Here is a 21,863-nt window from a genome sequence, read left to right on the forward strand (position 1 = left end):
GGGCCGTGCAACCGACTGGCTGAGCGGGTTTCGCAGCAGAGGGCGGCTGGACCCACCCGCCGCTTCGCCCTCTCCGATATCGCCGGATCGATCCGCCTCGCGTGTCGATCCGGCGACGGCATGCCCGGGGCCGGCGACCACCTCGGCTTTCGAACTCTTCGTCCAGCGGGGGAAGTCGGGCCCGCCTCTCGCAGGACCAAGGTCCCTGTCGCCGGCTGATCGTGTCGGCCAGAGTTGGTTCGGCCAAGGCGGTCGATCATGAATACACCGCCGCAGACCGGGAACAGGCAGCGGTCATGTGCCATGCGCCATGAGGTGCCACGGAGGATTCCGAGCGATGGACGGATCGTTGGAGCATGCCGAGCCCCGGACGAGCGAAGTGGGGGTACCGGTGGTGGTGGGGTCGCTGGGACGCGCTCCCGTGGGGGCGCTGACCGACCGGTTCGGCGGGCGGGTGATGTTCCCGCTGGTGTCGGCGGCCACGATCGTTCCGGTGCTGTACCTGGGGCTGGCCGGGAGGACGGCGACGCCGTTCGTGGTGACCGCGGTGCTGCTGGCGGTGTACGCGGTGGCGGCGGCGCTGCCGCGTCGGCGGTCTTCACCGCGACGGCTGTACGACGAGCGGTGAGGCCCGGCCGGGTCGTCGCCGATCATGCCTGACGACCAGGGCGGCGGCCGGTTCCGCGCCGGGAAGGAGCACGACGGTGGGTTCAGCCAAACCGCGGGCGCGGATGGACGGGCCGCTGGAAGAGGCGCTGGTGGGCACCCGCCGGTTCTTCACCCGCGCCGAGGTCTCCTCCGACCAGCGCGCGCTGTTCAAGTCCGAAGGGCGGCAGGCGGACGCGTTCTACCGGGACCGGTGGTCGCACGACAAGGTGGTGCGCTCCACGCACGGGGTGAACTGCACCGGGTCCTGCTCGTGGAAGGTGTACGTCAAGGACGCTCCTCCCAGCTGTACGAGAGCCGCCTGCTCCGCGTCGGCAGCCCGCTCTTCCACTTCGGCATCCTGCTCGTGCTCCTCGGCCACATCGGCGGCCTCGTCATCCCGAAGAGCTGGACCAAGGCCGTCGGCGTCAGCGAACACGCCTACCACCTCGGCGCCGTCACGCTCGGCACCGCGGCCGGCTTCTGCACCCTGGCGGGCCTGGCCATCCTCATCTACCGCCGCCGTACGGTCGGCCCGGTCTTCTCCGCCACCACGCGCAACGACAAGCTCATGTACGCCGTGCTCACTCTGGTCATCGTGCTCGGCCTGTCGGCCACGGTCGCCGCGAACGTCGTCGGCGGCGGATACGACTACCGCGAGACCGTCTCGCCCTGGTTCCGCTCGGTCTTCTACCTGCGGCCGCACGCCGAGTACATGGCCGGGGTGCCGATCCTGTTCCGGCTGCACGCCCTCAGCGCCCTGGCCCTGTTCACGATCTGGCCGTTCACCCGCCTCGTGCACATGCTGACCGCGCCCGTCGGCTATCTCACCCGCCCGTACATCGTCTACCGGAGCCGCGACACGGGCCTCGGAAACCGCCCACCCCGCCGCGGCTGGGAGACCCTCTCCTGCGGCGGCCGGACGGCTCAGGGCGTGCCGGGGCCGGCCGTCTGGGCTCCAACGTCCGGCCAGTTCTTCCAGCGCAGCGGGTACTTCACGAAGATCCGTGGCACGTGCATGAAGAGCTTGGCGGCCTCCTGCCGGAGTGCGGGCGGCTTCGTCCATCCGTCGCCGTCGCCCTCCAGGTAGGAGTCGGTGACGTTGCTCGCGTACGTGTAGGCGTTCGAGGCCGCCAGGCGCGTCGTCAGGCCGCCGACCGCGCCCGCGACGCCCGGCCGGCGCAGGAAGTACCGGCCGAACGTCTGCCGGTACCTCGACGCGGGGTTCAGCCCGGGCAGCGCGTCGGCGACGGCGTCGTAGGCCAGGTTGCCGGCGAACCCGTCGGCGAGCTGCACGGCGTTCGCCCGGACCGACAGCGGGTCGTAGCCGGCCGCCTTCGTCAGCGTCTCGCGGTCGACGCCGGCGGCCAGGCTGGTGCCGTAGATGCCGAGCTGGAGGGCCTGCTGCCCGCCCGCGTACGCGACGCTGTCGGCCAGGGCGTAGATCACCCGCTTGACGAGCAGCTGGACGAGGCCGTCGCGGATCCTGCCGTACCAGCGGGCCTGCCCGACCAGCATCAGCAACCGGGCCTCCAAAGCGCCGGTCAGCCAGCCGTAGCAGATGGTGAAGATGATGTTGGCGTACATCTGGATCGCCAGCACCCACAGCGCCGCGCGTATCTCGTCGTTGACCTTGGCGAACCGCTCGAGCTGCTCGGCGACCTCGCGCGCGTACCCGGAGACGGCGGCCGGATGGGCCGACGGAGGGACCGCTCCGGTGGGCGCGGGCCCGTCCCAGTACCGCTGGAACGCGGCGGGTCCGTCACCGTCGTTGTGGCTCTTCACCTGGCCGGCGACCTTCTCCATAGCCGTACCGCTCCGGTCGACGGCGTCCGCGATGCTCCGGTAGTAGCCGGCCATCGTCCGCGCTCCCTGGCTGTCGGCCTTGGGCATCCGCACACCCGCGACCCACAGCAGGACGTCCTCCGGCGTCATGAGGTGAACCGCGGCACGCTCGTCCGATCGACCCGGGGCAGGGCGGCGATGCCGTCCCAGTCCGCCCGGCCCACGTCCGTGCTCATGAGGGCGAGGTTGACGCCGACCGCGCCGTAGGCGGCGCACAGCGCGCCGGAGTACTCGGCGGTCTTCTCGCGTGCCGTGGCGAACCCCGCCTTGGCCGCTCGCCCGGCGTCGTCGTCGCCGTAGATGTCTCCCAGATCATCGATCCTCCCGAGGAGACGGTTCACCAGGGACGCGAGGTCGCGATCCTCGGCCACGAAGGCCCGTGCCGCGTGTTCGAGTTCGGTGTGGTCGATGTGCATCGGCTCTCCACTCGGCTGCCGGGTCACATGCGCAGGTCGTGCCGTACGTCGCGGAGCGCGGCGAGGATGTCGTCGAGGTCGTGCCCGCCGAGGTCGGCATCGGCGACGGCGTTCGCGCCCGTCGGCCCGGTGACGAGTGGCCGCATCATCTCGTCGGCCCGCGCCCGTACGTCCCGTACGCCCTGCCGCGCCGCGTCGAGGATCGCCTCGGCGAGCGCCTCGGTGCTGAGGCGCAGCGCCCGCGGGTCGATCCGCAACCCGGTGAGCGCGCCGAACCGGTCGACCTCGACCGTCACCCGACCGCCGGCGGCCCGGCCGGTGCCGCGCAGCTCGCTCATCCGTGTCTGCGCCTCGCGCAGTGCGGTGTTCTGGCGGGTGATCGTCGCGACCATGTCGTGAAGCCGCGATCCGGCATCCACCGCGTCGTCCATTCGCCCTCCTGGTGATCGCTGCCGGCACGTTATTCACGGCCTGTTTCTCCCGGAGGGGCCGGCGCGTTAAGTTCCCGTTACGCTCCTCCGCGCGTCGGCGTCTGTGTGTCGGCGTCTGTGTGTCGGAGCGGGGCTGAGCAGGAAATATTCGGACGACGTCCGGTCTCACCTGCTGTTAGCTTGCGGCCATCATGGAAACGCTCGACGAAACCGACATCCGCGCTTCCTTCGTCAACTGCTCCAAGAGCGAGATGAAGCGCATCAACCTGCCCAAGCCGCTGTCCGACCAGCCCTGGGCCGACCTCGACTTCCTGGGCTGGCGCGACCCCGGTGCGCCCGACCGCGGATACATCGTGGTCGAGCACGGCGGCCGCCTGGTCGGCGTCACCCTGCGCGCTCCCCAGGGTGTCCGCCGCAGCTTCACCAAGACCACGGTGTGCTCGCTGTGCGTCACCACCCACCCGGGTACGGGCGTGTCCCTGCTGGCCGCGCCGCGGGCGGGCGCGGCGGGACGGCAGGGCAACACCGTGGGCGCCTACATGTGCGCCGACCTGGCCTGCTCGCTGTACGTACGTGGCAGGAAGGAGACCGGCCTCGGCGCGCGGTTCGAGGAGGACCTCCCCCTCCAGGCGAAGATCGACCGCACCTTGGTCAATCTCGCCTCGTTCGTCGATCGGGTGCTGGACTCCTGACCTCCGAACGGACGGCCGCGGGCCCGGCCGCGAAGCGATCAACGGGCGGATTCCGTACGGGGTCCGCCCGCTCGTCCGAGGGCAATCATCGGTGCGCCGGAGTTATCACGAGATGCCATGTGATTACCGGCATTTCTGTTACTCTCTAACCGCTTTTCAGCCACGCCGAATCGCACGCTGAATGAACCACCCCGTACGAGGAGGATGGTGCCGTTCATGGATGACACCCGCAGTCGTCCCCCGAGACGAGGTGCCACGCCCGAATCGAGCGGGACGGCCTGGCCGGGCGGGCCGGTCGCTCCTGCTTCGCCCCCTACCGGGCACGGGGCGTCGGAGGACGAGAGCGTGAAGGTCACCATCGGCACCGACGGTCTGGTCGACACCGTGGCGATCAATCCGCGGGCGCTCCGGAAGGGCGCGCAGGCCCTTGAGGAACTGACCCGTGAGGCGGTACGCGAAGCGCAGCGCGACTGGTTCGGCCGGCTGGGCGAGCATGACCCGGCGGTGGCCTCGGAGGACGCGCTGCGCGCGAAGCTGGAAGAGATCAACGCGGAGTACTCCCTTCGCATGGAAGAGATCAATCGCCTGATAGCCGGCTTGAGAAGCAGCCGGTAGTCGACGGTCCGGCGAGAGAGGTCGGTATTCAGATGCCGAAATACGACGAGAGTTCGCTGACGGAGGCTGCGCAGAGCATAAGCTCCGCTACCGACGAGACCCATGAGCATTACAACCCGGCAGGTGGGAGTCAGTACGGTTCGTGGCCGGCATCGACGACACTGCCGGCTCACGAACGCATGTCGTTGCTGCTGGTGAAGGACTTCGAAGCGCTCACTGACCAGGAGACTTACCAGACCCTCGACGACTTCAAGCCGGAGTCGTGGCAGATCTTTCTGACGAAGGACTTCTTTACCACGTTCGAGACGGTGTACAGGGCCGCCGAAAAGGCGGTCGAAACCACCTCTCAGCAGGCCGAGTATGGCGGCTATGGCCTGGACCGGATGGCGCTGAACGCCAAGGCCGTCGAAGACAAGAACATCACCGCCATCTTCAACGCACTCGACAAGACCCAGAATCGAGGTGGCTGATGGCAGAGACCATCACCTTGCCAGGTGACCTGGCGGACCTGGTCAAGCGCTGGACCTCGGACGGCGCGATGAAGTTCCGCTGGCCGACCGACGACGAGATCAACTTCAAGGTCAGCGGTGACTCCTGGAACGATCGCGAGGTCGAGGTCGAGCTCAACGAGCTCAACCCCGAAGACGCGATCAAGAAGGTGCTCCAGAAGAACGAGGGGCCCGCGATCGACGCGTTCGCGAAGTACTGGCGCGATGTCCCTGCCCGCAACGTCACCGACCTCACCCGGTCGTTCAAACGGGTGTCGGCGGCGCTCCTCGCCATGAACGCGGCCCTCATCGCGTACAAGAACGCCGCGATCAAGAACCTCTCGGAGCTGAAGAAGTACCTCGACGACAACCAGAAATGGGCGTGGCTGCCCTGGTCCGACGACGGTGCCATCCACAAACGCGCGGTGGCGATGATCGGCGTTTTCGACCTGGCCGACCAGGCCAACCTGGCGAACTTCCGCGCGACCATGGCCAACAGCATCTCGGCCATCAAGCAGGAGGCCAAGCTCTACGACGACATCGTCAAGCGCTTCACCCCCGATGCCGCGAAGACGGGCGACAAGCTGACCGACGAATAGCGTGTGCCTCACCGGAGAGAGCCCCGCGCGTTCTCTTTGACCCCCGTCCGCCCATGGGCCGCGGCTGCCGGGTCACCTGCGGGGTGGCTGTCCGGCGACGGCGCGGTTCGGGTCAGTCGGATGTGGCGCCGGCGGGGTTCGCATCGTCGCCGAGGTAGGCGCCGTACCCTTCGACCACCAGCGGGCCGTCGAAGATCAGCACCTCGTTGACCAGGCCGCCCTTCTGGTTGCGGTAGTTGATGACCACGCAGTCGACACCGACGTACGTGCCCACGACCTCGAACCGCAGGTCGGGGATGCGTCGCAGCCCCTCCGACCAGTACGCGCGCAACGCCTCCTTGCCACGGATGACCCCGTCGCCGCCGACGAGCTGCGCCGCGACCGGTGACCGGAACGTCACCTCGTCCGCGAAGTGGGTCAGCAGGGCGTCCAGGTCATGGGCGTTCCACGCCGCCTCCCAGTCAGCTGCGAACTTCCGCGCCGAAACAGAATCCATGACCGCGATTATGTCCGCCCCCGGCCGGGGCTACTGACGGGGGCCTGCCGCCCGTCATTGCCGGGGGACGACGCGGATGGCCCGGAAGTCATAGCGGTCCTGTCCCGGTGACTCCCATTCAAGGCGGACACGCTGCCCGGCGTTCAGCTCGCGGTAGCCGGGCGCGGCGATATTGCTGAAATGCGCCCAGCAGCCGCCCGGTGTCTCGGCGGAGTCGAGCACGCCCCACCCCTCCTCGGACCGCCATTCGCGGACGAGCGCATCTGTTTCACCGGTACGGTGCTCGCTGGAGGGCACGTTCGCAGGATAACGTCGGTCGTTTCCTCTGTTCCGCGGAGTACGGGCCGGGCTCCTGGCCGGCCCGCTCGGGGACATCTGCCGTGGATCTCTTTGATGCTCCGGTCGGCTGAGGAAGACTGACGACGTGATGGTCGAGAGAGTACGTCCCCGCGACTACAACGACGTCCGGCATGTGGGGCACTACTTCTGCAAGGGCGTACTCGTCGTGATGGACCTGACGGCCATGGCGGACGACGAGGCCAGACAACTCGTCGACTTCGCCGCAGGCCTCATCTGCGCACGCGGCGGAGACATGGAACGCCTCAGCCCCAAGGTCTTCATGCTCGTTCCCTCGGAGCCGGCCACGCCGAGCACCACGACGGGCATCATCAAGCGGTTGCGGCCGCGCGACTACAACGAGGTGCTGTACGTCGGGCACTACTTCCGCGAGGGCGTTCCGGTCGTGATGGACCTGACGGCCATGACGGACGACGAGGCCAGACAACTCATCGACTTCGCCGCAGGCCTCATCTGCGCACGCGGCGGAGACATGGAACGCCTCAGCCCCAAGGTCTTCATGCTCGTTCCGTCCGGGCTGACCAGGCCGAGCACCGCCGGAGACGGAGCCGAAGAGGCCGCCCCGGAATTCACCTGAAGGCGTCGCGACAGAGCCGTCCCGTACGGAGGGCGTGCCCGCGCGTCGGACTCGCCACGAGTCCATGCGGTCCGTCTGTCCGGCACCGTCGCTTTACGATGCGGACGTGGACGAGGACGGCTTGCGGAAGGCGTGGGAGACGGGTGTGCCTTCCCCCTGTCCGGCGTGTGGTGCGGGCCCGGAGCAGTCCTCTGACCCCGGAAGCATGGGGACGAGCGTGTGCTACTGCGGACATCCCCGCTACTACGACTACAAGCACCTCGACGGCTCTTGCCCGTGCGCCGCCGAACGCCCCACGTGATCTCACCGGTCCGTATGCACGCGCTGTGCATGGGGGACCGGCGGACCGGCGACCGCGGCGAGCCGGAGCTTGTCCTCATCCGCGCTACCGGGCGCGGCCGTCATGATCACGATCTTGCGCTCGGAGTCGCCGTCGGTCAGCACACCGCAGTCCACCGTGACCGGTCCCACCGAGGGATGCTCGATCGTCTTGTGGTCCTCACGATGAGCGGCCACCGTACCGAGCGCCCATAGTTCGGCGAACCGCTGGTTGCCCGTACACAGGTCGCGGATCAGCTCTGCCAGGCGAGCGTCTTGGGGGAACCGGCCCGTGGCGCGGCGCAGGTCGGACACGACGGCGACGTCGGTGGTCTCCCTGTCCTGTTCGGTCACCGGCCACTGTGCGAGGCGAGCGGAACTCCCGTCCACCGGGAACCTGCCACGGGCGAAATTGCGCAGGCGCGGCGGAGTCGACGACGGATCGCCCAGCAGCGCGGCCCAGCCGCGGTTCCACCAGATCAGCTGCCAGTCCGCCGCGAACACCGCGACCGCGGCGTCCCCGAGCCGGGTGAGCACGCGGTGCACGCCAGGTGGGATGTGGTCGGAGATCGCACCGTCCGCCGGCGGTACGAGATGCGCCAGCCGGTAGAGATGATCCCGTTCGGTGTCGGTCAGCTGCAGGGCGCGTGCGAGGGACGCGACCACCTGTGCCGAGGGCGTCGTGGCCCGTCCCTGCTCCAGAAGACGACGTAGTCGACCGACACACCGGCCAACTCGGCGAGCTCCTCCCGGCGCAGCCCGACCGCCCGGCGTCCCCGGCCGACCGGCAGCGCCGCGGCCGATGGGGGCAACCGATCCTGTTCACCATGGCTAATGGCCCGCTAATGGCCCGGCGCTTCGCCGTCACCCCTGGCCGGCCACACGTGAAGCCCATATGCGAGTCCAGTGGCTAGAAGGACGGCGTGTTGGCTACGAGCATGGCGCCAGAGACGTTGGTGTCCTGACTGATCTCTGTCGGATCGAGGCTGAACTCCGCCGCGATGGTGGTGGCGTAGCAGTCGCCCCATCCGGCGGTCCACTCACCGAGCTTGTCGTCCTCAGGCGCCAGGTCTTCGGGCTTGCCAGTGATGCCGTAGGCATCCAGCAAACGGCGTTCGACGCCGAACGGCTCGCCCAACGCCAGCTCCGGGTATTCGCCAATCCATCGCCTGACGATCCTGCCGTCCACAGCGACCAGCCACGCCTCGCCGTCCGTCCGCCCAGGAGACCTCTCGCGCGCTGGCAAGCCTGGTCTGCGCGACAACACCAGCCTGGTCCGACGTCTTCACCGCTATCCACGAAAGCCAACAGGCACGTATGGGCATCGGCAGCTCGCTCGCCACAGTGTCACCCTAACGGCTGCATGAGCCGGAGGAACCAGCCAGACTCGCCGCCCAATTTCCGGCGCCCTAACGGCGCAAAACGCTTCCACCTCAACCACCCATCCAGCTCAACCCGACTGGCGGCGCCCATCCCGGGGCCTGAGGCCCCCGCCGGGGGCGTTTTGTCTAGAGGTGGATGAGGTCTTCGCGGCTGTGGGGGTCGGTGGCGTGCCGTAGCGGACGATCGCGTAGGCCGGCCTGATGGTGGAGTCTCGGAGGGCGGGTTCCATTGCTGTGAAGAGGTCGCCTGCGTGAGGGCCGTAGGCGTAGAGGACGGCTTCGCCTCCGCGGCCTGCGACGGCGCGGAGCGCCGCCGCCTTGCACGTTAATTGCACGAACGCCCCCGTCCATGATCGGGACGGGGGCGTTTTGGCTGGTGGAGCCTAGGGGATTTGAACCCCTGACTTCCTGCTTGCAAAGCAGGCGCTCTGCCAACTGAGCTAAGGCCCCTCGCGAAACGTCCTACAGCCTACCGGGAACTCGGTGTGCCGTGCCGACCCCGTCAGTATGGCGGTACCGGGCGGTCGGGGCGACGACGACCTCCCGGAGGCCCCGGCGAGGTGTCCGCGCCCGATGGCGACGCCTCATGGCTGCCGCGTGCCCGGCGCGGCATTGTCTTCGATCAGGTGGTGCGTGGGAGCTGCTCGTTCTCCCGTTCCTCAGCCGCGGCGGCCGGGATGATACCGAGATCGATCATCCTCCGCTCCAGCTCCTCCCGGGCGCGCCGCTCCACGTCCACCGCGGTCTCCAAGCGCGCCACTCGGGCCAGCAAGGTGGCCACCACGTCATCGTGGGGAGCAGCGGTTCGGGGTTCCGTGGCCGGTCGCTCACGAACCTCGATGGGCGTGCCGTCTCGGTACGCGCGGTTGATCGTTCCGGACGCGAGGCCGAGGGCCGTCTCCCAGGCCGGTCGGTTCTTGCGCTGGATGGAGTTCACACCGCGTTCGATCGCGCTGACGGTGCGACCGCTCACGCCGATGCGGTTGGCCAGGTCGTCCTGGGTGTAGTCGAGATCCTCACGGCGTCGGGCTAGTTGGCGCCCTACGACTGCCGGGGAAGTGGCGTCGTCGCTCATCGCTGCACATCGTCTCTTACGAACCTACTAGAGTCTAGCAACTCTCTAGAAATCTTCTAAAAAAGCCCGCCGACCGTTCCACTTCCTCGCTTATCTCTCTAGAATCTCTAGAAGTCCTGCTACGCTTCCCCTCATGCCTCTGAAGACGGACGGCGCGAAGATTCGGGAGTTGCGCGAGCGGAAGGCGCTCACGCTCACCGAATTCGCCCAGCAGGTGGGCTACGCGATGAACAGCGTTCACCTGATCGAAGTCGGCAAGGCGAACGGCGGTCCGAAGTTCATCCGCGCCGCCGCGCGGGTGCTCGGCTGCGAGATCGAAGACATCACCGACGGCCTGAGGGAGGTTCCCAAAGGCGAAGCCAGGTCGACCTGAGGCCCGCGACGGAGCCGCGTACCTGCCCCCGGGCCTCATCCTCCGCTTTCGTGGTGCCCACGGAGCGCGCACGGTACCGTGGGCTCACGTTGATTCGACGAACCCGGAATTGACTGGAACGTCGCATTCGTACGGCTCGACCGTACGAAAAGGCCCCCGCGCCGGGCTGCCAGGCATGACGCGAGGGCCGTTCTCGGTGTCCTGGTCCGCGTTCCGTCAGGAGCGGGGGCCAGGACCCTGGCCGTACAACGTGATCAGGGACTCCACCAGCAGTCGTGTCAGCTGGAAGAAAAGCCACCAGTCGTACGGCTTTGCGCGCCGGTGTTTACCGGCCATCGCAGCCTCCCATCACAGGCGACCCGCGATACGGCGGGAGTGGACGTCCGATCCCGCGCGGGATCGGCCGGCCGGCCATCCTTTCCGGTCGGCCGGTGCCGAACCGGCCGGAGGATGGGAGGTGCTGCTGCACGACCGTAGCGAAAACTCGGCATGCCCGAGACGTGACCAGTGCAATCCGGGGAAACCGCCGGTCGGCAGGCCGAAAGTCTTGGGACGCCGTTGCCCTGGGCTACCTCGGCGCCGGGATCGCGGCGGTCGTACGGAAGATGACGTCCGGGAGGTCGGTGACGCTCTCCAGGACATGAGTGGCGCCCGCCTGGTCGAGGCGGGTGCGGTCGTGGGCGCCGGTGAGGACGCCGGCGACGATCGACGCGCCGGCGCGGTGGCCGCTCAGGATGTCGTTCGCCGTGTCGCCGCAGACCGCGATGTGACGGACGTCCTCGACCTGGAGGCGGAGCGCCGCAGTGAGGATCATGTCCGGGTACGGGCGGCCGCGGCCGCCGGCGTCGTCCGGGCAGATCAGCAGGTCGGCGCGCTTCCACCAGCCGAGAGTGTCGATGACGCGGCCCAGCGTGGAGCGGCCGAAGCCGGTCATCAGGCAGACGCGGACGCCGGCGTCGGCGAGTTTGTCCATGGCCGCCTCGGCACCGGGGATCGGCGCGAGGCCGATGCGGTCGATGACCGAGTCGTACGCATGCTCGAACGCGTGGTTGGCCGCCCGGGCGCGATCTTCGTCGGAGAAGATCTGCCGGAAAACGGCAAGCTTCGACTGCCCACGTGCCTCACGCACGCGGGTCATCGATCCGGTGTACGCCCCGGTGCCGGGGACGACTCCCTGTGTGGCCAGCGCCTCGGCGAAGGCCTTTTCGACCACGCCGCCGTCCGCCACACTCGTACCGGCGAGGTCAAGGCAGGCGAGCGTGATCCGTGCTCCGTGGTCCACGCACGCCCTCCATGCTCCCCGCCGGTATCAAAGTCGTGTCTCAGTTGTCCGCCGACGTCGCCTCGGTCCACAGGTCGAGCTCGGCCCGGTCCTGCTGCAGCCGGCGCCAAACCGCGAAACCACCGAGGGCGACCAGCGCGAGAACGATGAGTTTCTTCACGGTGGGACCCCTTCAAACTGACTGACAGTGCGTCTCGCAGCCTAGCAACCGTTCACGTGTGCCGGGCGGCTTCCCCCCGCACGCTATCGATCATGAGATTGTCGGCGTTGTCCAACGTAGGGCGGCACATGAGTCGCAGAGGCAGGGGCGGCACGAGCACTCGCTCGTCCACACCTGTGGATAACTCTCGGCCGCCTGGCCACGGTCGCGCCGGGCGTCCCGTGCCTCCCCACACGGTTGTCCACAGGCCTGTGGACAACTGCTCCGCCATACCCAGGCGATGAAACACTGGCGGCATGGCCCAGATCCACGAACATGACCCATCGTGCGCGGTCGCCCATGGCGAGGCACCGTTCGAGACCGCTGACCGTACGCTCGTCGCCGTGTTCGCCTCTCCGGTCGCCGAGTTCCTCCTGCGGTACGGCGCCGACCTGGGATACCGCGGCGTCCTCCTGGAGCCCGCCGCGGACCGCGCGGCGGGTGCGGCACGGGACGTCCGCGTCGTCACCGCGCCGCCGGACGGTCTCGACGGCACCACCGACGTCGTCGTCACCGACCACCACCGCCCGGAGCTCGGCCCCGTGCTCCGCGACCTGCTCGCCCACCCGGTCCGCTGGATCGGCATCATGGGCAACCCCCGCCATCCCGGCCCGCACGTCCAGGCGCTCACCGATCTCGGCGTGCCCAAGGAGGAGATCGCCCGCGTGCACCGGCCGGTGGGCCTGAACATCGGCTCGCGTACGCCTCCGGAGATCGCCCTCGCGACGCTCGCCGGCCTGATCGCGGACCGCAACGGACGCTCCGGCGGCTTCGAGTTCTGACCGCCGTCTCCGCTCGGCGCCCCGGCGCGGCCGTGAACGCCGCCCGTACGCTGTGGCCATGGCCGTCCAACTCATCCGTACCGCCGATCTCTACGGCGGAGTCGAGTACGCCTATGCCACCGTCGCCCCGCCGGGCGCGTTGATCTTCACCGCGGGCGCATGCCCGTTGGACGAGAGTGGGGCGACGATCGGCCCCGGCGACGTACGGGCTCAGGCGCGTGCGTGCGTCGCCAACCTCAGGGCCGCTCTGGCCGCCGCGGGCGCGGGCCTGGGGGATGTGCTCAAGACGACCGTGTACGTGGCGTCGGCGCGCCGTACGGACCTCGTCGCCGCCTGGGAGGAGATCCGTACGGCGTTCGGCGAGCACGACGTGCCCAGCACTCTGCTGGGTGTGGCCGTCCTCGGATACACCGACCAACTCGTCGAACTCGAGGCGGTGGCCCTACGCCCTAATTCGGCCGTACGGTAATCAACCGGCGAGCGGGAACGATCACCCCCTTCGACCACGCATGGGTTTGTTTCTCTACCTGCGGGGATGAATTAGTGCGGAAGGGAGACGTCAAATGGGTATCGTTATTGCGGTTCTCCTGCTCGCCCTCATCCTCGGCGGCGTGGGTTTCGCGGTACACGTCCTGTGGTGGATCGCCCTCGCCGTCCTGGTGCTCTGGCTGCTCGGCTTCGTCTTCCGCGGACCGGGTACGGCCGGCGGACCGCGCAGCCGCTGGTACCGCTGGTAGCGCCGGCGAAATCAACACGAGAACGCGTCGCCGCCGCTGTCCAAGCGATGGCGGCGCGTTCGCCCGTTTTCCAAAGGTAAATGCGATATCGCCCGGTCTTAAATTCCCGCCTGTCGCATTGGATACGGGGACCGCCTCGAAGGTCACATCAATCTATCGCTTCGGAATTTCCGCGGAAATCATCGCCCGCGCGCTCGCCCCGCAGATGCCCCGTGTACCAGCCGACCTGAGCGACACTCACCGCGTACGCGAGCCACAGGGCGAACAGGGCAGCCCCGGACATGACCAGGAGACCCGAGAGGAGGAACGCGGCCAGGACGGCGCCGTAGAGGAGCCGTACGACGCGCTCAGGGGGCCTGCCGCCCGGTAGCGCCCGGTAGGCCAGGTACCAGGCCGCCGCGGCGCCACAGAGCACCAGGACGAAGACGAGCGCGGTCATCCACGCGTGCGTCCCCGCGTTCCCTCGCGCCCCGACGAAGACCAGCGCCACGGCGAGCATCGCCGCCCACGCCACGACCGACACCACGCTCGGCCACCGCACCACGAGCGAATACATATCGATGGAGACGCCCCGACCGCTTCCCAAGTTCACCACGCCCCGACGTGGAGCCCGGACGTACGGCCAGCGATATCCACAGCCTGTGGACAACTCCCGGCGCCGGGAGGGCCACATCTACGCGAGACATGCACCTGGCCGACCTGAACGCCGTACGCGACGCCCGCCTCGGCCCAAGGCGGGCAGTGACGACACTCCGCCCGAGCGCCGAGGCTCCGCCGCATGGCGGCAGTATCCACGATCGCGGCGTGCTCGGTGTCGCATGGAACCTCGCGTGCGGCAGGCCACTTGCCGGTCCGCCCTGTCCGGCCGAACGTGTGGATAAGTCTGCCCGGAAGCCGCATCAGACGGCTCTGCGGTAGACCTGTCGGGAGCCGCCCTCAGGGCCCGGGTCCGCAGGCTCCGCAGGAGTGAATCCGAGTCGTTCGTAGAAGGCACGGGCACCGCTGGCGACTGCCCCGGGATGGTCGGGACCGAAGGTCACGACTTCGACCGTGGCGGGGCTGTGGACGAACCGGCGGAGCGCGTCCGCCATCAGAGCACGGCCGACGCCCTGCCCGCGTGCGTGTTCGGAGACGACAAGCCAGTGCACGTGGTGGGTCGGAGGCTTGGCACCCATGAGCAGCCCGCCCAGGAGATCCGCCCGGGTGGAGGACACCGCGACCAGGGCCGTGGCCCGGCGAATGTGCCTGTGGACGGCGGCGCGGAATCCCGGCTCGTTGACCATGGGGCCGAACCAGTGCTCGACCTGTGCCGCCAGCTCAACGAATCCCGGCGCGTCCTGCTCAAGGGCAGGCCTGACGATCACGCGAGCAGCATCGCACCTTGTCGCGGCCGGGACAGGCGGCTGCTATAGCCAGCACGCCTTCCGTCCGCTCCCGCACAGGCAGCAGCCCAGCACGCTTGTATTACCGAACCGTGTCAGCTCGCACTCCGACGCGACCCGCCAATTGCCCCACCGACAGCCGACCAACGACCTGGTCAACAGCGTTGGAGTTGCCGTCACCGTTGCCGTCAACGCGCCTGGCTCCGGAGGGCGGTAGCGCAAGTCAGGAGGATGAGGCCCTGACCTGCGGCCGGGAGCGCTTTTCTGGACCCGAGGCTGGGTGCGGTTCCGCGAATTCCGCGCTCAGGATTTCCCGTTGTCCGGGTGCTCATCCGGATAGGGCTCGCGTACGTGGGGGAGGTCGCGTTCGCGGTTGGCTCCGAATGCGGCGAAGTTCCGACGCGCCTGGGCGAGGCTCAGGTTCCCGTTGGGCCCACCGCGAACGGCGTCAGCGTCGTGGTCGTCCTGACCGTCGTCTTCCCAGAAACGCACCTCGCAGATCTCGTAGGCGCCCCGCTCGCCTAGCGTGAGGTATCCGCAGCATGGACAGGAATAGGGCTGATCTCTGGGCGGCCGATGCACGCTGTTGTTGCTCACCGTGTCCGTGTACTGCTCGAACCAGCGGATTCGCCGTTCAAGTTCTTCGGGACCGGGCGGGTCGGACTGCTTCGCCATGGCCGCATTGTCCATGCTGCGCACCGCGCACGCCCGACCCGGCTTCCACATCAGTTCGATCCTTCCATGGTCATCAAGGCTTCACCGAGATCCGTCAGCCGCTCCTTGACAGGAACCGCCCCTGAGAGAATCCGTTCGTGACCGCTCTGAATGACTCGGTTCGCGCGCATTGATTCGCCGTGGCTTCGCCCTGGAGTACGCCACGCTGTGCTGGAATGTGATCGGCATCGTCGTGCTTGCGGTTGCGGCATGGTCGGCCCGATCGGTCGCACTCGCTGGGTTCGGGCTGGACTCCCTCATCGAGATCGGCGCATCGGTCGTCGTGGTCTGGGAGCTGTCTGGCACCGGTGAGACCCGCCGGCGGCGGGCGCTGCACTTGATCGGCGGCGCATTCGCCGCGCTGGCGGTCTACCTGCTCATCCAATCCTCCTGGGTGCTGGTAACTGGCTACCACCCTCATCACTCACTGCCAGGGATCGCCTGGACTGCCATCACTGCGGTGGTGATGTTCGCCCTCGCCGCTGGGAAAACCCGCATCGGAGCCGCACTGGACAACCCGGTGCTTCGCACTGAGGGCCGCGTCACCTTGATCGATGGCGTCCTTGCGGCTGCGGTCCTTGTCGGCCTAGTCCTCAACGCCGGACTTGGCTGGTGGTGGTCTGACCCGCTCGCCGGATACGTTCTCGTGTTCTACGCCGTGCGCGAAGCACGAGAGATCTTCTTCGCCAAGGAGTGAGGAGCGCTCCCCGTCTAAGCCGGTCTCATCACGCACTGTGGTCGGCCGAGGAGGCGAGGTCTGCCCACGCCTCACCACCGCCTGCGGGTCATCCCTCTGCCTTCATCTCACCCCGTAGGGCCTGGTCTGCTGGGCTCGGCCTGGGACGGAGGCAGAGGGGATGCCCCCGCTTCCACCTCAACCAGTGACCGCCCTTGCGGCGCCTGCGGTCTGGACCCATCCTCGAGCCTGAGGCCCCCGCCGGAGGCGCTTGGGCCGTTCCCAGTGACTCAGCGAACTGCTGCTGTGGACGGAACCGAACGTCGGTCGCTTCCGTCGAACCGGGATGCACAAAGCCCTGAAGATCGCGTCAGGCGTGCTGTTGGGACTGCTGGTCATCGGCGCCGGCGAACCGACCTGGCTGTATCTGGCTTCTGAGGACAGTGGGGTCATGGGAGAAGCCACTATCGGCCCGACTCCGGCCTGTCCGGTCGGACGTGTGGGTGAGGTCTGTCCTCCTGGCCACATCGCGATCTCAGCGGTCATGACCCGTCGCGGCTGGCCTGGCGTTGCGGCGGTCGTACATACCGGCGCCGACGGGCGCTTCCGGGTGCGGCTTGCGCCCGGTCAGTACACGCTTCATGTGCTTCATAGCCCTTGGCATCCGCCCTTGCCGTACCTGAGGCAGTCCGCGATTCCGGTGAGGGTTCGCGCACATGCCTACACGTCGGTAACGGTGGGCTTCGACAGCGGCATTAGATGAGCGCGCAGCGCCTGCAGTTACATCGCGGTGACGCTGGAGATCTACACGAACGAGCCCGACCAAAGTAGCCATGGGCAAACCGGACCCAAGGTTGGTGACCGGCCGGGAACCCATGGCCGTGATCATCCGGCGTCGTATGCCGGTGTCGCTGCCGCCGTTGCTGTCACACGCGTTGAGGCCGACAGTTGTTACCTTCGTCCTCGTGAAATCGCGAGCACGTGCATCGAATGAACGCGGTGAGGCGATAGAAGGGCCGACCTCGGAGGATATCCGTACGCTGCTGAGCGGCCTGACCTACGCCAATCGGTTCGTCATCGTGGAGCGACTTGATGTCGAAAACGACGAGCACTACATGCAGGCCTACCTCGAAGATAATGGCACGTATCGGCTGGAGTACCGGGAGGGTGCCGCCGATACTCACTTTCAGACTTCTAGCCGAAGCCTTGGGCTGGTATTCCAGACGTTCACGAAGTGGCTGTACCGGTTGCCAGGTTGGCGAGACTCGTTCACCTGGCACTCGTGGCCGGGTGAGTCGGACGGTAGGGCGGTGGATCGAGCCGGGGAGATCTAGGCGGGCCTACGCCACAGCACCGCCCGTACCAACCGCTGACCACGCTCGCGCCGTATGCGGGCTGGGGCCATCCCCGAGTAACGCGGTGAGCGGGGCGGCCTGCCAATCGCCGTAGGCGATCCATCGGCGAACGAGGTGGAGTTGGCCGGCGGTCCTGCGACGGTCCCGCGAGAACGGTCCGGAGCTGGTGCGTGTCCTTGGTGATCTTTCTGTCTCGGAGCGGCTCTGCGGCTTCCTGGCGGCCTACGGCGAGCATGCGTGCGCCGTATCGGATCATTAACAGCGCGGTCGAGCAGCGACTTGAAAGCCATGCGCTGACCGCCGTCGTGATGGGCTGGCCGCACCGAGTACTCACGGCGACCACAGTGCCGGTTGCCGTACCTGAGGTCACACAGGAGTTGCTTCCTCCAAGGGCCACTGAGGCCACCGGGCCGGCCGACCGGCGCGACCGAAGGGACCGGCGCCCGCGCCAGTCGCCGCGAGGGACTCGGGAAGGTGGCGGGAGAGCTGCTCGGAGACTCCGAGAGCTAGCCGTTGCTGTCAAAAGCCCCCATCGGATACCCGATGGGGGCTTTGACCTGGGTGGGCCTAGGTGGACTTGAACCACCGGCCTCATCCTTATCAGGGATGCGCTCTAACCGACTGAGCTATAGGCCCGTGCAGCTGCTCCCGAGTCGGAAAGACCAGGAGGCGACGTCGAGAAACAGTACCCGATCGGCGCCCCAAACCGGTAATCGTTTGGTCCTCCCGGTGGTGGGCAGTCGCGGTTACTGGTCGGCCTCCTTCAGGGTGACCTCGACACCGCCGACCAGATCGGCGGCCATGTTGTAGATCACCGACCACACCGTGGCCAGGGCCGTGATGAGGAGGACGTTCAGCGTGCCGATCAGGGCGGTGTAGCCGAGGATGCGCGCCGCCGAGAACCAGCTCGCCGGGTTGAGGCCGCCGCTCTTGCCTTGGTCGTTGGAGGTCAGGTCGCGGATCGTGTTGGACAGCGCGTCGAAGACGCCCAGCCACGACAGGATCACGTACAGCACCGCGACGGCGACGAACAGCACCAGGAAGCACACCAGCGACATGATGAAGCTGAACTTCATCACCGACCACGGCTCGAACCGGGCCACCTGGAGGTGTGCCTTCCGCGGCGCCTTGCGGCCGGGCTTGTCCGCCTTGCGCAGCGCGCCGGTCAGCTTCGCGGCCCGTGAGGAGGGAGCCTCGATCGCCGGCGGGCCGGAGCCGTCGCCCGGGCCGCCGCCCGGCATGGCCGCGGCCGACAGAGAGCCGCTCGGCGCGTACGACGGCGTGCCGGCCCCCGTGCCGCCGCCGTAACCGGACGTCGAAGATCCCATGCCCGCGCCCCTACCCGAAGTCGGCAAGGACTCCCCACTTTCCTGTGGCTTCTTCGCGGCGTCGTCCCGGCTCGCCGGCTCGATCGCCCGCTTGCTCGCGCCCGAGCCATCCTTTTTCGACCGGTCCGAGTCGGCGTCCTTCGGCAGGCCGAACGTCGCCGTACGGTTGCTCGCGTCCTCAGAGGAGGACGAAGACGAGGACAACGACGGAAGGGCGTCCACCACCGTCGCGTCGTTGTCCGGCTCCGAGTCGGCCGGAGGGACGTCGCGTACGGTGTCCTCGTTACTCTTCTTCTTCGCCTTGTCGATGACCGTCTTCTCCGCCTCGTCCGACGCGGAGCCGTTGGTGTCGTCCTTGGCGTCCGTCCGAACGGTCACCTCGTCGCTCGGCGGCTTGGCCGCGCTCGTTTTCTTGCGCGTCCGGCCGCTCTTGGCGTCCGACCCGGTCGAGCGCTGTCCGGGCTTGCCGTCTGCGCCCTTGCCGGCGTTGGCCGTCATATGACCTCCCCGGGAAGGCGACGCATCGCCTGGTTTACGACCAGGTTGATCACGCGTCGCTCCCTTCCCCGGACCCTGTGTCCGGCTCTGCGTCCGCGTCCTCGATGGACTCTACGTTCCTCGCGATGGCTACGACGCTGTCACCATCGGCGAGGTTCATTAGACGTACCCCCATGGTCGAGCGTCCAGACTGTTTCACACCGGAGGCTCGCGTACGGATTACGCCGCCGCTCGCGGTGATGGCGTAGACCTCATCGTCAGGCCTGACCATGAGAGCGCCCACCAACCGGCCGCGGGTCTCCACGATCTTAGCGGTCAGAACGCCCTTACCCCCACGACCATGGAGGGGGTACTGGTCCGCCGGAGTGCGCTTGGCATAGCCACCCTCCGTCGCGACCAGCACATCCTCGCCCTCGCGGACGACATGCATGTCGAGAACTTCCTGACCGTCGTCGAAACGCATGCCGATCACGCCCGCGGTCGCGCGGCCCATGGGCCGCAACACGTCGTCGCGGGCGGGGAAGCGGATGGCCTGGGCGCCGCTGCTGACCATGAGCAGGTCGTCCTCGGGGGAGACCAGGCGGGCGGCGATCACCTCGTCGCCTTCTTCGAGGTTGATCGCGATCAGGCCGGCCGAGCGCGGCGAGTCGTACGCCGACAGCGAGGTCTTCTTGACCCGGCCCTGCTTGGTGCCCAGGACGAGGTACGGCGCGACGTCGTAGTCACGCAGGTCCATGACCTCGGCGATCTGCTCGTCCGGCTGGAACGCCAGGAGGTTCGCGACGTGCTGGCCGCGTCCGTCGCGGCCGCCCTCGGGCAGTTCGTAGGCCTTCGCCCGGTAGACGCGGCCCTTGTTGGTGAAGAACAGGATCCAGTGATGCGTCGTCGTGACGAAGAAGTGGTCGACGATGTCGTCCTGCTTGAGCTGCGCTCCGCGTACGCCCTTGCCGCCGCGCTTCTGCTCCCGGTACAGGTCGGTCTTGGTGCGCTTGGCGTAACCACCGCGGGTGATCGTGACGACGATGTCCTCTTCGGCGATCAGGTCCTCCATGGACACGTCGCCGTCGAAGGGGATGATCTGCGTACGGCGGTCGTCGCCGAACTTGTCCACGATCGCGCCGAGCTCCTCGCCGACGATCGCGCGCTGCCGCTCCGGCGAGGCCAGGATGTCGTTGTAGTCCGCGATCTCCGCCATGAGCTTGTCGTACTCATCGGTGATCTGCTGACGCTCCAGGGCGGCCAGCTTGCGGAGCTGCATGTCGAGGATGGCCTGCGCCTGGATCTCGTCGATCTCCAGGAGCTGCATCAGGCCGGTCTGGGCCTCGGCCGCCGACGGCGACCGGCGGATCAGCGCGATGACCTCGTCGATGCGGTCGAGAGCCTTGAGCAGACCGCGCAGGATGTGGGCGCGCTCTTCGGCCTTGCGCAGCAGGAACCGGGTGCGCCGGACGATGACGTCGATCTGGTGGGCGACCCAGTAGCGGACGAACTGGTCGAGGCGCAGCGTGCGCGGCACGCCGTCGACCAGCGCGAGCATGTTCGCGCCGAAGGTCTCCTGGAGCTGCGTGTGCTTGTAGAGGTTGTTGAGGACCACCTTGGCGACCGCGTCGCGCTTGAGCACGATCACCAGGCGCTGGCCCGTACGGCCGGAGGTCTCGTCACGGACGTCGGCGACGCCGGTGATCTTGCCTTCCTTGACCTGCTCGGCGATCTTCAGTGCGAGGTTGTCGGGGTTGACCTGGTAGGGCAGCTCGCTGACGACCAGGCAGGTACGGCCCTGGATCTCCTCCACCTCGACGACGGCCCGCATGGTGATCAGGCCGCGGCCCGTACGGTAGGCGTCCTCGATGCCCCGGCGGCCGACGATCAGACCGTACGTGGGGAAGTCGGGGCCCTTGATGCGCTCGATCAGCGCGTCGAGCAGCTCATCGTCGGAGGACTCGTAGTTCTCCAGGTACCACTGGACGCCGGCGGCCACCTCGCGCAGGTTGTGCGGCGGGATGTTGGTCGCCATGCCGACCGCGATGCCGGCCGAACCGTTGACCAGGAGGTTCGGGAAGCGGCTCGGCAGGACCTCGGGCTCCTGTGAGCGACCGTCGTAGTTCGGCGCGAAGTCGACGGTCTCCTTCTCGATGTCGCGCAGCATCTCCATGGCCAGCGGCGCCATGCGGCACTCGGTATACCGCATGGCGGCGGCCGGGTCGTTGCCCGGCGAGCCGAAGTTGCCGTTGCCGTCGACCAGTGGGTAGCGCAGCGCCCAGGGCTGGGCCAGCCGCACGAGCGCGTCGTAGATCGCGCTGTCGCCGTGCGGGTGGTAGTTGCCCATGACGTCGCCGACGACGCGGGCGCACTTGAAGTAGCCGCGGTCGGGGCGGTATCCGCCGTCGTACATGGCGTACAGCACGCGGCGGTGCACCGGCTTGAGGCCGTCGCGGACCTCGGGCAGCGCGCGGGACACGATGACCGACATCGCGTAGTCGAGGTAGCTGCGCTGCATCTCGACCTGGATGTCGACCGGCTCGACGCGGTCCTGTGGACCGTCGGGCGGCAGCGTAACGTCCGTCACGAAAGACCTCTTCCAGCTTGTGGTGTACGGGGCGC

28 protein-coding genes, 2 tRNA genes and 2 pseudogenes are annotated in these 21,863 nt (G+C 67.9%); 15 read left to right on the forward strand and 17 right to left on the reverse strand.

The features are described from left to right. The first annotated feature begins 337 nt into the window (after nucleotides 1-337). From ABEA10_RS39550 to narI, 3 genes and pseudogenes are all read left to right on the forward strand, one after another. The gene (locus ABEA10_RS39550; protein WP_345472969.1) at nucleotides 338-628 is read left to right on the forward strand and encodes a hypothetical protein; all 291 of its coding nucleotides are present in this window, start codon (nucleotides 338-340) and stop codon (nucleotides 626-628) included. A 103-nt stretch (nucleotides 629-731) separates the two neighbouring features. Continuing rightward, a pseudogene (locus ABEA10_RS39555) lies at nucleotides 732-941 on the forward strand (hypothetical protein); the annotation flags it as partial. Further along, nucleotides 920-1,444 (forward strand): annotated as a pseudogene (narI, locus tag ABEA10_RS39560) (respiratory nitrate reductase subunit gamma); the annotation flags it as partial. The pseudogenes ABEA10_RS39555 and narI, both read left to right, overlap by 22 nt. Nucleotides 1,445-1,572: 128 nt before the next feature. On the opposite strand, the gene ABEA10_RS39565 reads toward narI, so the two are convergent. From ABEA10_RS39565 to ABEA10_RS39575, 3 genes are read right to left on the reverse strand one after another with little or no spacing between them, the layout of a single operon-like run. After that, a complete protein-coding gene (locus tag ABEA10_RS39565; protein ID WP_345472971.1) occupies nucleotides 1,573-2,580 on the reverse strand; it encodes a hypothetical protein in 1,008 nt (335 codons plus the stop codon). Then, nucleotides 2,577-2,906: a hypothetical protein gene (locus ABEA10_RS39570; RefSeq protein ID WP_345472973.1), complete on the reverse strand. Its 330-nt coding sequence runs from the start codon at nucleotides 2,904-2,906 to the stop codon at nucleotides 2,577-2,579. Before ABEA10_RS39570 ends, ABEA10_RS39565 begins: the two co-directional genes overlap by 4 nt. Before the next feature lie 23 nt (nucleotides 2,907-2,929). Then, nucleotides 2,930-3,337: a YbaB/EbfC family nucleoid-associated protein gene (locus tag ABEA10_RS39575; RefSeq protein ID WP_345472975.1), complete on the reverse strand. Its 408-nt coding sequence runs from the start codon at nucleotides 3,335-3,337 to the stop codon at nucleotides 2,930-2,932. A gap of 191 nt (nucleotides 3,338-3,528) precedes the next feature. On the opposite strand from ABEA10_RS39575, the gene ABEA10_RS39580 reads away from it, so the two are divergent. The 4 genes from ABEA10_RS39580 to ABEA10_RS39595 all read left to right on the forward strand — a co-directional run bounded on the left by ABEA10_RS39580 (nucleotide 3,529) and on the right by ABEA10_RS39595 (nucleotide 5,731). Then, nucleotides 3,529-4,029 carry an FBP domain-containing protein gene (locus ABEA10_RS39580; RefSeq protein ID WP_345472977.1) on the forward strand — a complete coding sequence of 167 codons (501 nt, stop codon included), beginning with the start codon at nucleotides 3,529-3,531 and terminating at the stop codon, nucleotides 4,027-4,029. Between the two features lie 216 nt (nucleotides 4,030-4,245). Next, complete coding sequence (locus ABEA10_RS39585) at nucleotides 4,246-4,644, forward strand: YbaB/EbfC family nucleoid-associated protein (protein ID WP_345472979.1); 399 nt, start codon at nucleotides 4,246-4,248, stop codon at nucleotides 4,642-4,644. A 32-nt stretch (nucleotides 4,645-4,676) separates the two neighbouring features. Continuing rightward, the gene (locus ABEA10_RS39590) at nucleotides 4,677-5,114 is read left to right on the forward strand and encodes a hypothetical protein (protein WP_345472981.1); all 438 of its coding nucleotides are present in this window, start codon (nucleotides 4,677-4,679) and stop codon (nucleotides 5,112-5,114) included. Further along, nucleotides 5,114-5,731, forward strand: a complete 618-nt coding sequence (locus ABEA10_RS39595; protein ID WP_345472983.1) for a hypothetical protein — start codon at nucleotides 5,114-5,116, stop codon at nucleotides 5,729-5,731. Before ABEA10_RS39590 ends, ABEA10_RS39595 begins: the two co-directional genes overlap by 1 nt. A 112-nt stretch (nucleotides 5,732-5,843) precedes the next feature. On the opposite strand, the gene ABEA10_RS39600 is transcribed toward ABEA10_RS39595, so the two are convergent. Beyond that, nucleotides 5,844-6,227 (reverse strand): nuclear transport factor 2 family protein, encoded by a 384-nt coding sequence (locus tag ABEA10_RS39600; protein ID WP_345472985.1) that lies wholly within the window; start codon nucleotides 6,225-6,227, stop codon nucleotides 5,844-5,846. 54 nt (nucleotides 6,228-6,281) lie between these two features. Beyond that, nucleotides 6,282-6,524, reverse strand: a complete 243-nt coding sequence (locus ABEA10_RS39605; RefSeq protein WP_345472987.1) for a cold-shock protein — start codon at nucleotides 6,522-6,524, stop codon at nucleotides 6,282-6,284. 130 nt (nucleotides 6,525-6,654) lie between these two features. Between ABEA10_RS39605 and ABEA10_RS39610 the strand changes: the two genes are divergently transcribed. Further along, complete coding sequence (locus ABEA10_RS39610; RefSeq protein WP_345473393.1) at nucleotides 6,655-7,161, forward strand: cell division protein SepF; 507 nt, start codon at nucleotides 6,655-6,657, stop codon at nucleotides 7,159-7,161. 303 nt (nucleotides 7,162-7,464) lie between these two features. Here the strand turns inward: ABEA10_RS39610 and ABEA10_RS39615 are convergent, their stop codons facing one another. The 4 genes from ABEA10_RS39615 to ABEA10_RS39630 form a co-directional block, all read right to left on the reverse strand. Continuing rightward, a complete protein-coding gene (locus tag ABEA10_RS39615) occupies nucleotides 7,465-8,145 on the reverse strand; it encodes an MmyB family transcriptional regulator (protein WP_345472989.1) in 681 nt (226 codons plus the stop codon). Nucleotides 8,146-8,389: 244 nt separating this feature from the next. Continuing rightward, complete coding sequence (locus ABEA10_RS39620; protein WP_345472991.1) at nucleotides 8,390-8,668, reverse strand: hypothetical protein; 279 nt, start codon at nucleotides 8,666-8,668, stop codon at nucleotides 8,390-8,392. A 567-nt stretch (nucleotides 8,669-9,235) separates the two neighbouring features. Continuing rightward, nucleotides 9,236-9,311: transfer RNA gene (locus ABEA10_RS39625), tRNA-Ala, on the reverse strand. A gap of 172 nt (nucleotides 9,312-9,483) precedes the next feature. Beyond that, nucleotides 9,484-9,936, reverse strand: a complete 453-nt coding sequence (locus ABEA10_RS39630; RefSeq protein WP_329248850.1) for a helix-turn-helix transcriptional regulator — start codon at nucleotides 9,934-9,936, stop codon at nucleotides 9,484-9,486. A gap of 133 nt (nucleotides 9,937-10,069) precedes the next feature. On the opposite strand from ABEA10_RS39630, the gene ABEA10_RS39635 reads away from it, so the two are divergent. Further along, on the forward strand, nucleotides 10,070-10,309 hold the full coding sequence (locus ABEA10_RS39635) for a helix-turn-helix transcriptional regulator (RefSeq protein WP_329248848.1): 240 nt from the start codon (nucleotides 10,070-10,072) through the stop codon (nucleotides 10,307-10,309). A gap of 568 nt (nucleotides 10,310-10,877) precedes the next feature. Here ABEA10_RS39635 and ABEA10_RS39640 read toward each other — a convergent pair. Together ABEA10_RS39640 and ABEA10_RS39645 are read right to left on the reverse strand one after the other, a co-directional pair. Next, nucleotides 10,878-11,591, reverse strand: a complete 714-nt coding sequence (locus ABEA10_RS39640; RefSeq protein ID WP_345472996.1) for an HAD family hydrolase — start codon at nucleotides 11,589-11,591, stop codon at nucleotides 10,878-10,880. Between the two features lie 40 nt (nucleotides 11,592-11,631). Then, nucleotides 11,632-11,751, reverse strand: coding sequence for a DLW-39 family protein (locus ABEA10_RS39645; RefSeq protein ID WP_285577356.1), 120 nt, complete (start codon nucleotides 11,749-11,751; stop codon nucleotides 11,632-11,634). 296 nt (nucleotides 11,752-12,047) lie between these two features. Here ABEA10_RS39645 and ABEA10_RS39650 point away from each other — a divergent pair, with 296 nt between their 5' ends. From ABEA10_RS39650 to ABEA10_RS39660, 3 genes are all read left to right on the forward strand, one after another. Continuing rightward, complete coding sequence (locus ABEA10_RS39650; RefSeq protein WP_345473001.1) at nucleotides 12,048-12,572, forward strand: XdhC family protein; 525 nt, start codon at nucleotides 12,048-12,050, stop codon at nucleotides 12,570-12,572. A 58-nt stretch (nucleotides 12,573-12,630) separates the two neighbouring features. Then, nucleotides 12,631-13,041 carry a RidA family protein gene (locus ABEA10_RS39655; protein ID WP_345473003.1) on the forward strand — a complete coding sequence of 137 codons (411 nt, stop codon included), beginning with the start codon at nucleotides 12,631-12,633 and terminating at the stop codon, nucleotides 13,039-13,041. Nucleotides 13,042-13,135: 94 nt separating this feature from the next. Next, nucleotides 13,136-13,309: a hydrophobic protein gene (locus tag ABEA10_RS39660; protein WP_285577350.1), complete on the forward strand. Its 174-nt coding sequence runs from the start codon at nucleotides 13,136-13,138 to the stop codon at nucleotides 13,307-13,309. Between the two features lie 148 nt (nucleotides 13,310-13,457). Here ABEA10_RS39660 and ABEA10_RS39665 read toward each other — a convergent pair whose 3' ends face one another. From ABEA10_RS39665 to ABEA10_RS39675, 3 genes are all read right to left on the reverse strand, one after another. After that, complete coding sequence (locus tag ABEA10_RS39665) at nucleotides 13,458-13,853, reverse strand: hypothetical protein (protein WP_345473005.1); 396 nt, start codon at nucleotides 13,851-13,853, stop codon at nucleotides 13,458-13,460. A 355-nt stretch (nucleotides 13,854-14,208) separates the two neighbouring features. Next, the gene (locus tag ABEA10_RS39670) at nucleotides 14,209-14,673 is read right to left on the reverse strand and encodes a GNAT family N-acetyltransferase (protein ID WP_345473007.1); all 465 of its coding nucleotides are present in this window, start codon (nucleotides 14,671-14,673) and stop codon (nucleotides 14,209-14,211) included. 321 nt (nucleotides 14,674-14,994) lie between these two features. After that, on the reverse strand, nucleotides 14,995-15,366 hold the full coding sequence (locus ABEA10_RS39675; RefSeq protein WP_345473009.1) for a CPCC family cysteine-rich protein: 372 nt from the start codon (nucleotides 15,364-15,366) through the stop codon (nucleotides 14,995-14,997). 217 nt (nucleotides 15,367-15,583) lie between these two features. Here ABEA10_RS39675 and ABEA10_RS39680 point away from each other — a divergent pair, with 217 nt between their 5' ends. The 3 genes from ABEA10_RS39680 (at nucleotide 15,584) to ABEA10_RS39690 (ending at nucleotide 17,415) form a co-directional block, all read left to right on the forward strand. After that, the gene (locus ABEA10_RS39680; protein ID WP_345473012.1) at nucleotides 15,584-16,102 is read left to right on the forward strand and encodes a cation efflux transmembrane domain-containing protein; all 519 of its coding nucleotides are present in this window, start codon (nucleotides 15,584-15,586) and stop codon (nucleotides 16,100-16,102) included. Between the two features lie 325 nt (nucleotides 16,103-16,427). Further along, entirely contained in the window at nucleotides 16,428-16,844 is a 417-nt protein-coding gene (locus ABEA10_RS39685) for a hypothetical protein (RefSeq protein WP_345473014.1), read from the forward strand. 70 nt (nucleotides 16,845-16,914) lie between these two features. Continuing rightward, the gene (locus ABEA10_RS39690; protein ID WP_345473016.1) at nucleotides 16,915-17,415 is read left to right on the forward strand and encodes a hypothetical protein; all 501 of its coding nucleotides are present in this window, start codon (nucleotides 16,915-16,917) and stop codon (nucleotides 17,413-17,415) included. 583 nt (nucleotides 17,416-17,998) lie between these two features. Here ABEA10_RS39690 and ABEA10_RS39695 read toward each other — a convergent pair. The 3 genes from ABEA10_RS39695 to gyrA all read right to left on the reverse strand — a co-directional run bounded on the left by ABEA10_RS39695 (nucleotide 17,999) and on the right by gyrA (nucleotide 21,828). Beyond that, nucleotides 17,999-18,072 (reverse strand) — tRNA-Ile (locus ABEA10_RS39695). A gap of 110 nt (nucleotides 18,073-18,182) precedes the next feature. Further along, nucleotides 18,183-19,262, reverse strand: a complete 1,080-nt coding sequence (locus tag ABEA10_RS39700; protein WP_345473017.1) for a DUF3566 domain-containing protein — start codon at nucleotides 19,260-19,262, stop codon at nucleotides 18,183-18,185. Nucleotides 19,263-19,311: 49 nt separating this feature from the next. Next, complete coding sequence (gene gyrA, locus ABEA10_RS39705; RefSeq protein WP_345473018.1) at nucleotides 19,312-21,828, reverse strand: DNA gyrase subunit A; 2,517 nt, start codon at nucleotides 21,826-21,828, stop codon at nucleotides 19,312-19,314. Nucleotides 21,829-21,863: the final 35 nt, after the last annotated feature.

Origin of the sequence: Actinoallomurus oryzae (assembly GCF_039541955.1) — a bacterium.
GTDB classification, from domain to species: Bacteria; Actinomycetota; Actinomycetes; order Streptosporangiales; family Streptosporangiaceae; genus Actinoallomurus; species Actinoallomurus oryzae.

Bases quoted from the DNA above. Each gene is read 5' to 3' on its own strand.
- ABEA10_RS39550 (WP_345472969.1), top strand. From the start codon at position 338: ATGGACGGATCGTTGGAGCATGCCGAGCCCCGGACGAGCGAAGTGGGG.
- ABEA10_RS39565 (WP_345472971.1), bottom strand. From the start codon at position 2,580: ATGACGCCGGAGGACGTCCTGCTGTGGGTCGCGGGTGTGCGGATGCCC.
- ABEA10_RS39570 (WP_345472973.1), bottom strand. From the start codon at position 2,906: ATGCACATCGACCACACCGAACTCGAACACGCGGCACGGGCCTTCGTG.
- ABEA10_RS39575 (WP_345472975.1), bottom strand. From the start codon at position 3,337: ATGGACGACGCGGTGGATGCCGGATCGCGGCTTCACGACATGGTCGCG.
- ABEA10_RS39580 (WP_345472977.1), top strand. From the start codon at position 3,529: ATGGAAACGCTCGACGAAACCGACATCCGCGCTTCCTTCGTCAACTGC.
- ABEA10_RS39585 (WP_345472979.1), top strand. From the start codon at position 4,246: ATGGATGACACCCGCAGTCGTCCCCCGAGACGAGGTGCCACGCCCGAA.
- ABEA10_RS39590 (WP_345472981.1), top strand. From the start codon at position 4,677: ATGCCGAAATACGACGAGAGTTCGCTGACGGAGGCTGCGCAGAGCATA.
- ABEA10_RS39595 (WP_345472983.1), top strand. From the start codon at position 5,114: ATGGCAGAGACCATCACCTTGCCAGGTGACCTGGCGGACCTGGTCAAG.
- ABEA10_RS39600 (WP_345472985.1), bottom strand. From the start codon at position 6,227: ATGGATTCTGTTTCGGCGCGGAAGTTCGCAGCTGACTGGGAGGCGGCG.
- ABEA10_RS39610 (WP_345473393.1), top strand. From the start codon at position 6,655: ATGGTCGAGAGAGTACGTCCCCGCGACTACAACGACGTCCGGCATGTG.
- ABEA10_RS39630 (WP_329248850.1), bottom strand. From the start codon at position 9,936: ATGAGCGACGACGCCACTTCCCCGGCAGTCGTAGGGCGCCAACTAGCC.
- ABEA10_RS39635 (WP_329248848.1), top strand. From the start codon at position 10,070: ATGCCTCTGAAGACGGACGGCGCGAAGATTCGGGAGTTGCGCGAGCGG.
- ABEA10_RS39650 (WP_345473001.1), top strand. From the start codon at position 12,048: ATGGCCCAGATCCACGAACATGACCCATCGTGCGCGGTCGCCCATGGC.
- ABEA10_RS39655 (WP_345473003.1), top strand. From the start codon at position 12,631: ATGGCCGTCCAACTCATCCGTACCGCCGATCTCTACGGCGGAGTCGAG.
- ABEA10_RS39660 (WP_285577350.1), top strand. From the start codon at position 13,136: ATGGGTATCGTTATTGCGGTTCTCCTGCTCGCCCTCATCCTCGGCGGC.
- ABEA10_RS39675 (WP_345473009.1), bottom strand. From the start codon at position 15,366: ATGGCGAAGCAGTCCGACCCGCCCGGTCCCGAAGAACTTGAACGGCGA.
- ABEA10_RS39685 (WP_345473014.1), top strand. From the start codon at position 16,428: ATGCACAAAGCCCTGAAGATCGCGTCAGGCGTGCTGTTGGGACTGCTG.
- ABEA10_RS39690 (WP_345473016.1), top strand. From the start codon at position 16,915: ATGGGCAAACCGGACCCAAGGTTGGTGACCGGCCGGGAACCCATGGCC.
- ABEA10_RS39700 (WP_345473017.1), bottom strand. From the start codon at position 19,262: ATGACGGCCAACGCCGGCAAGGGCGCAGACGGCAAGCCCGGACAGCGC.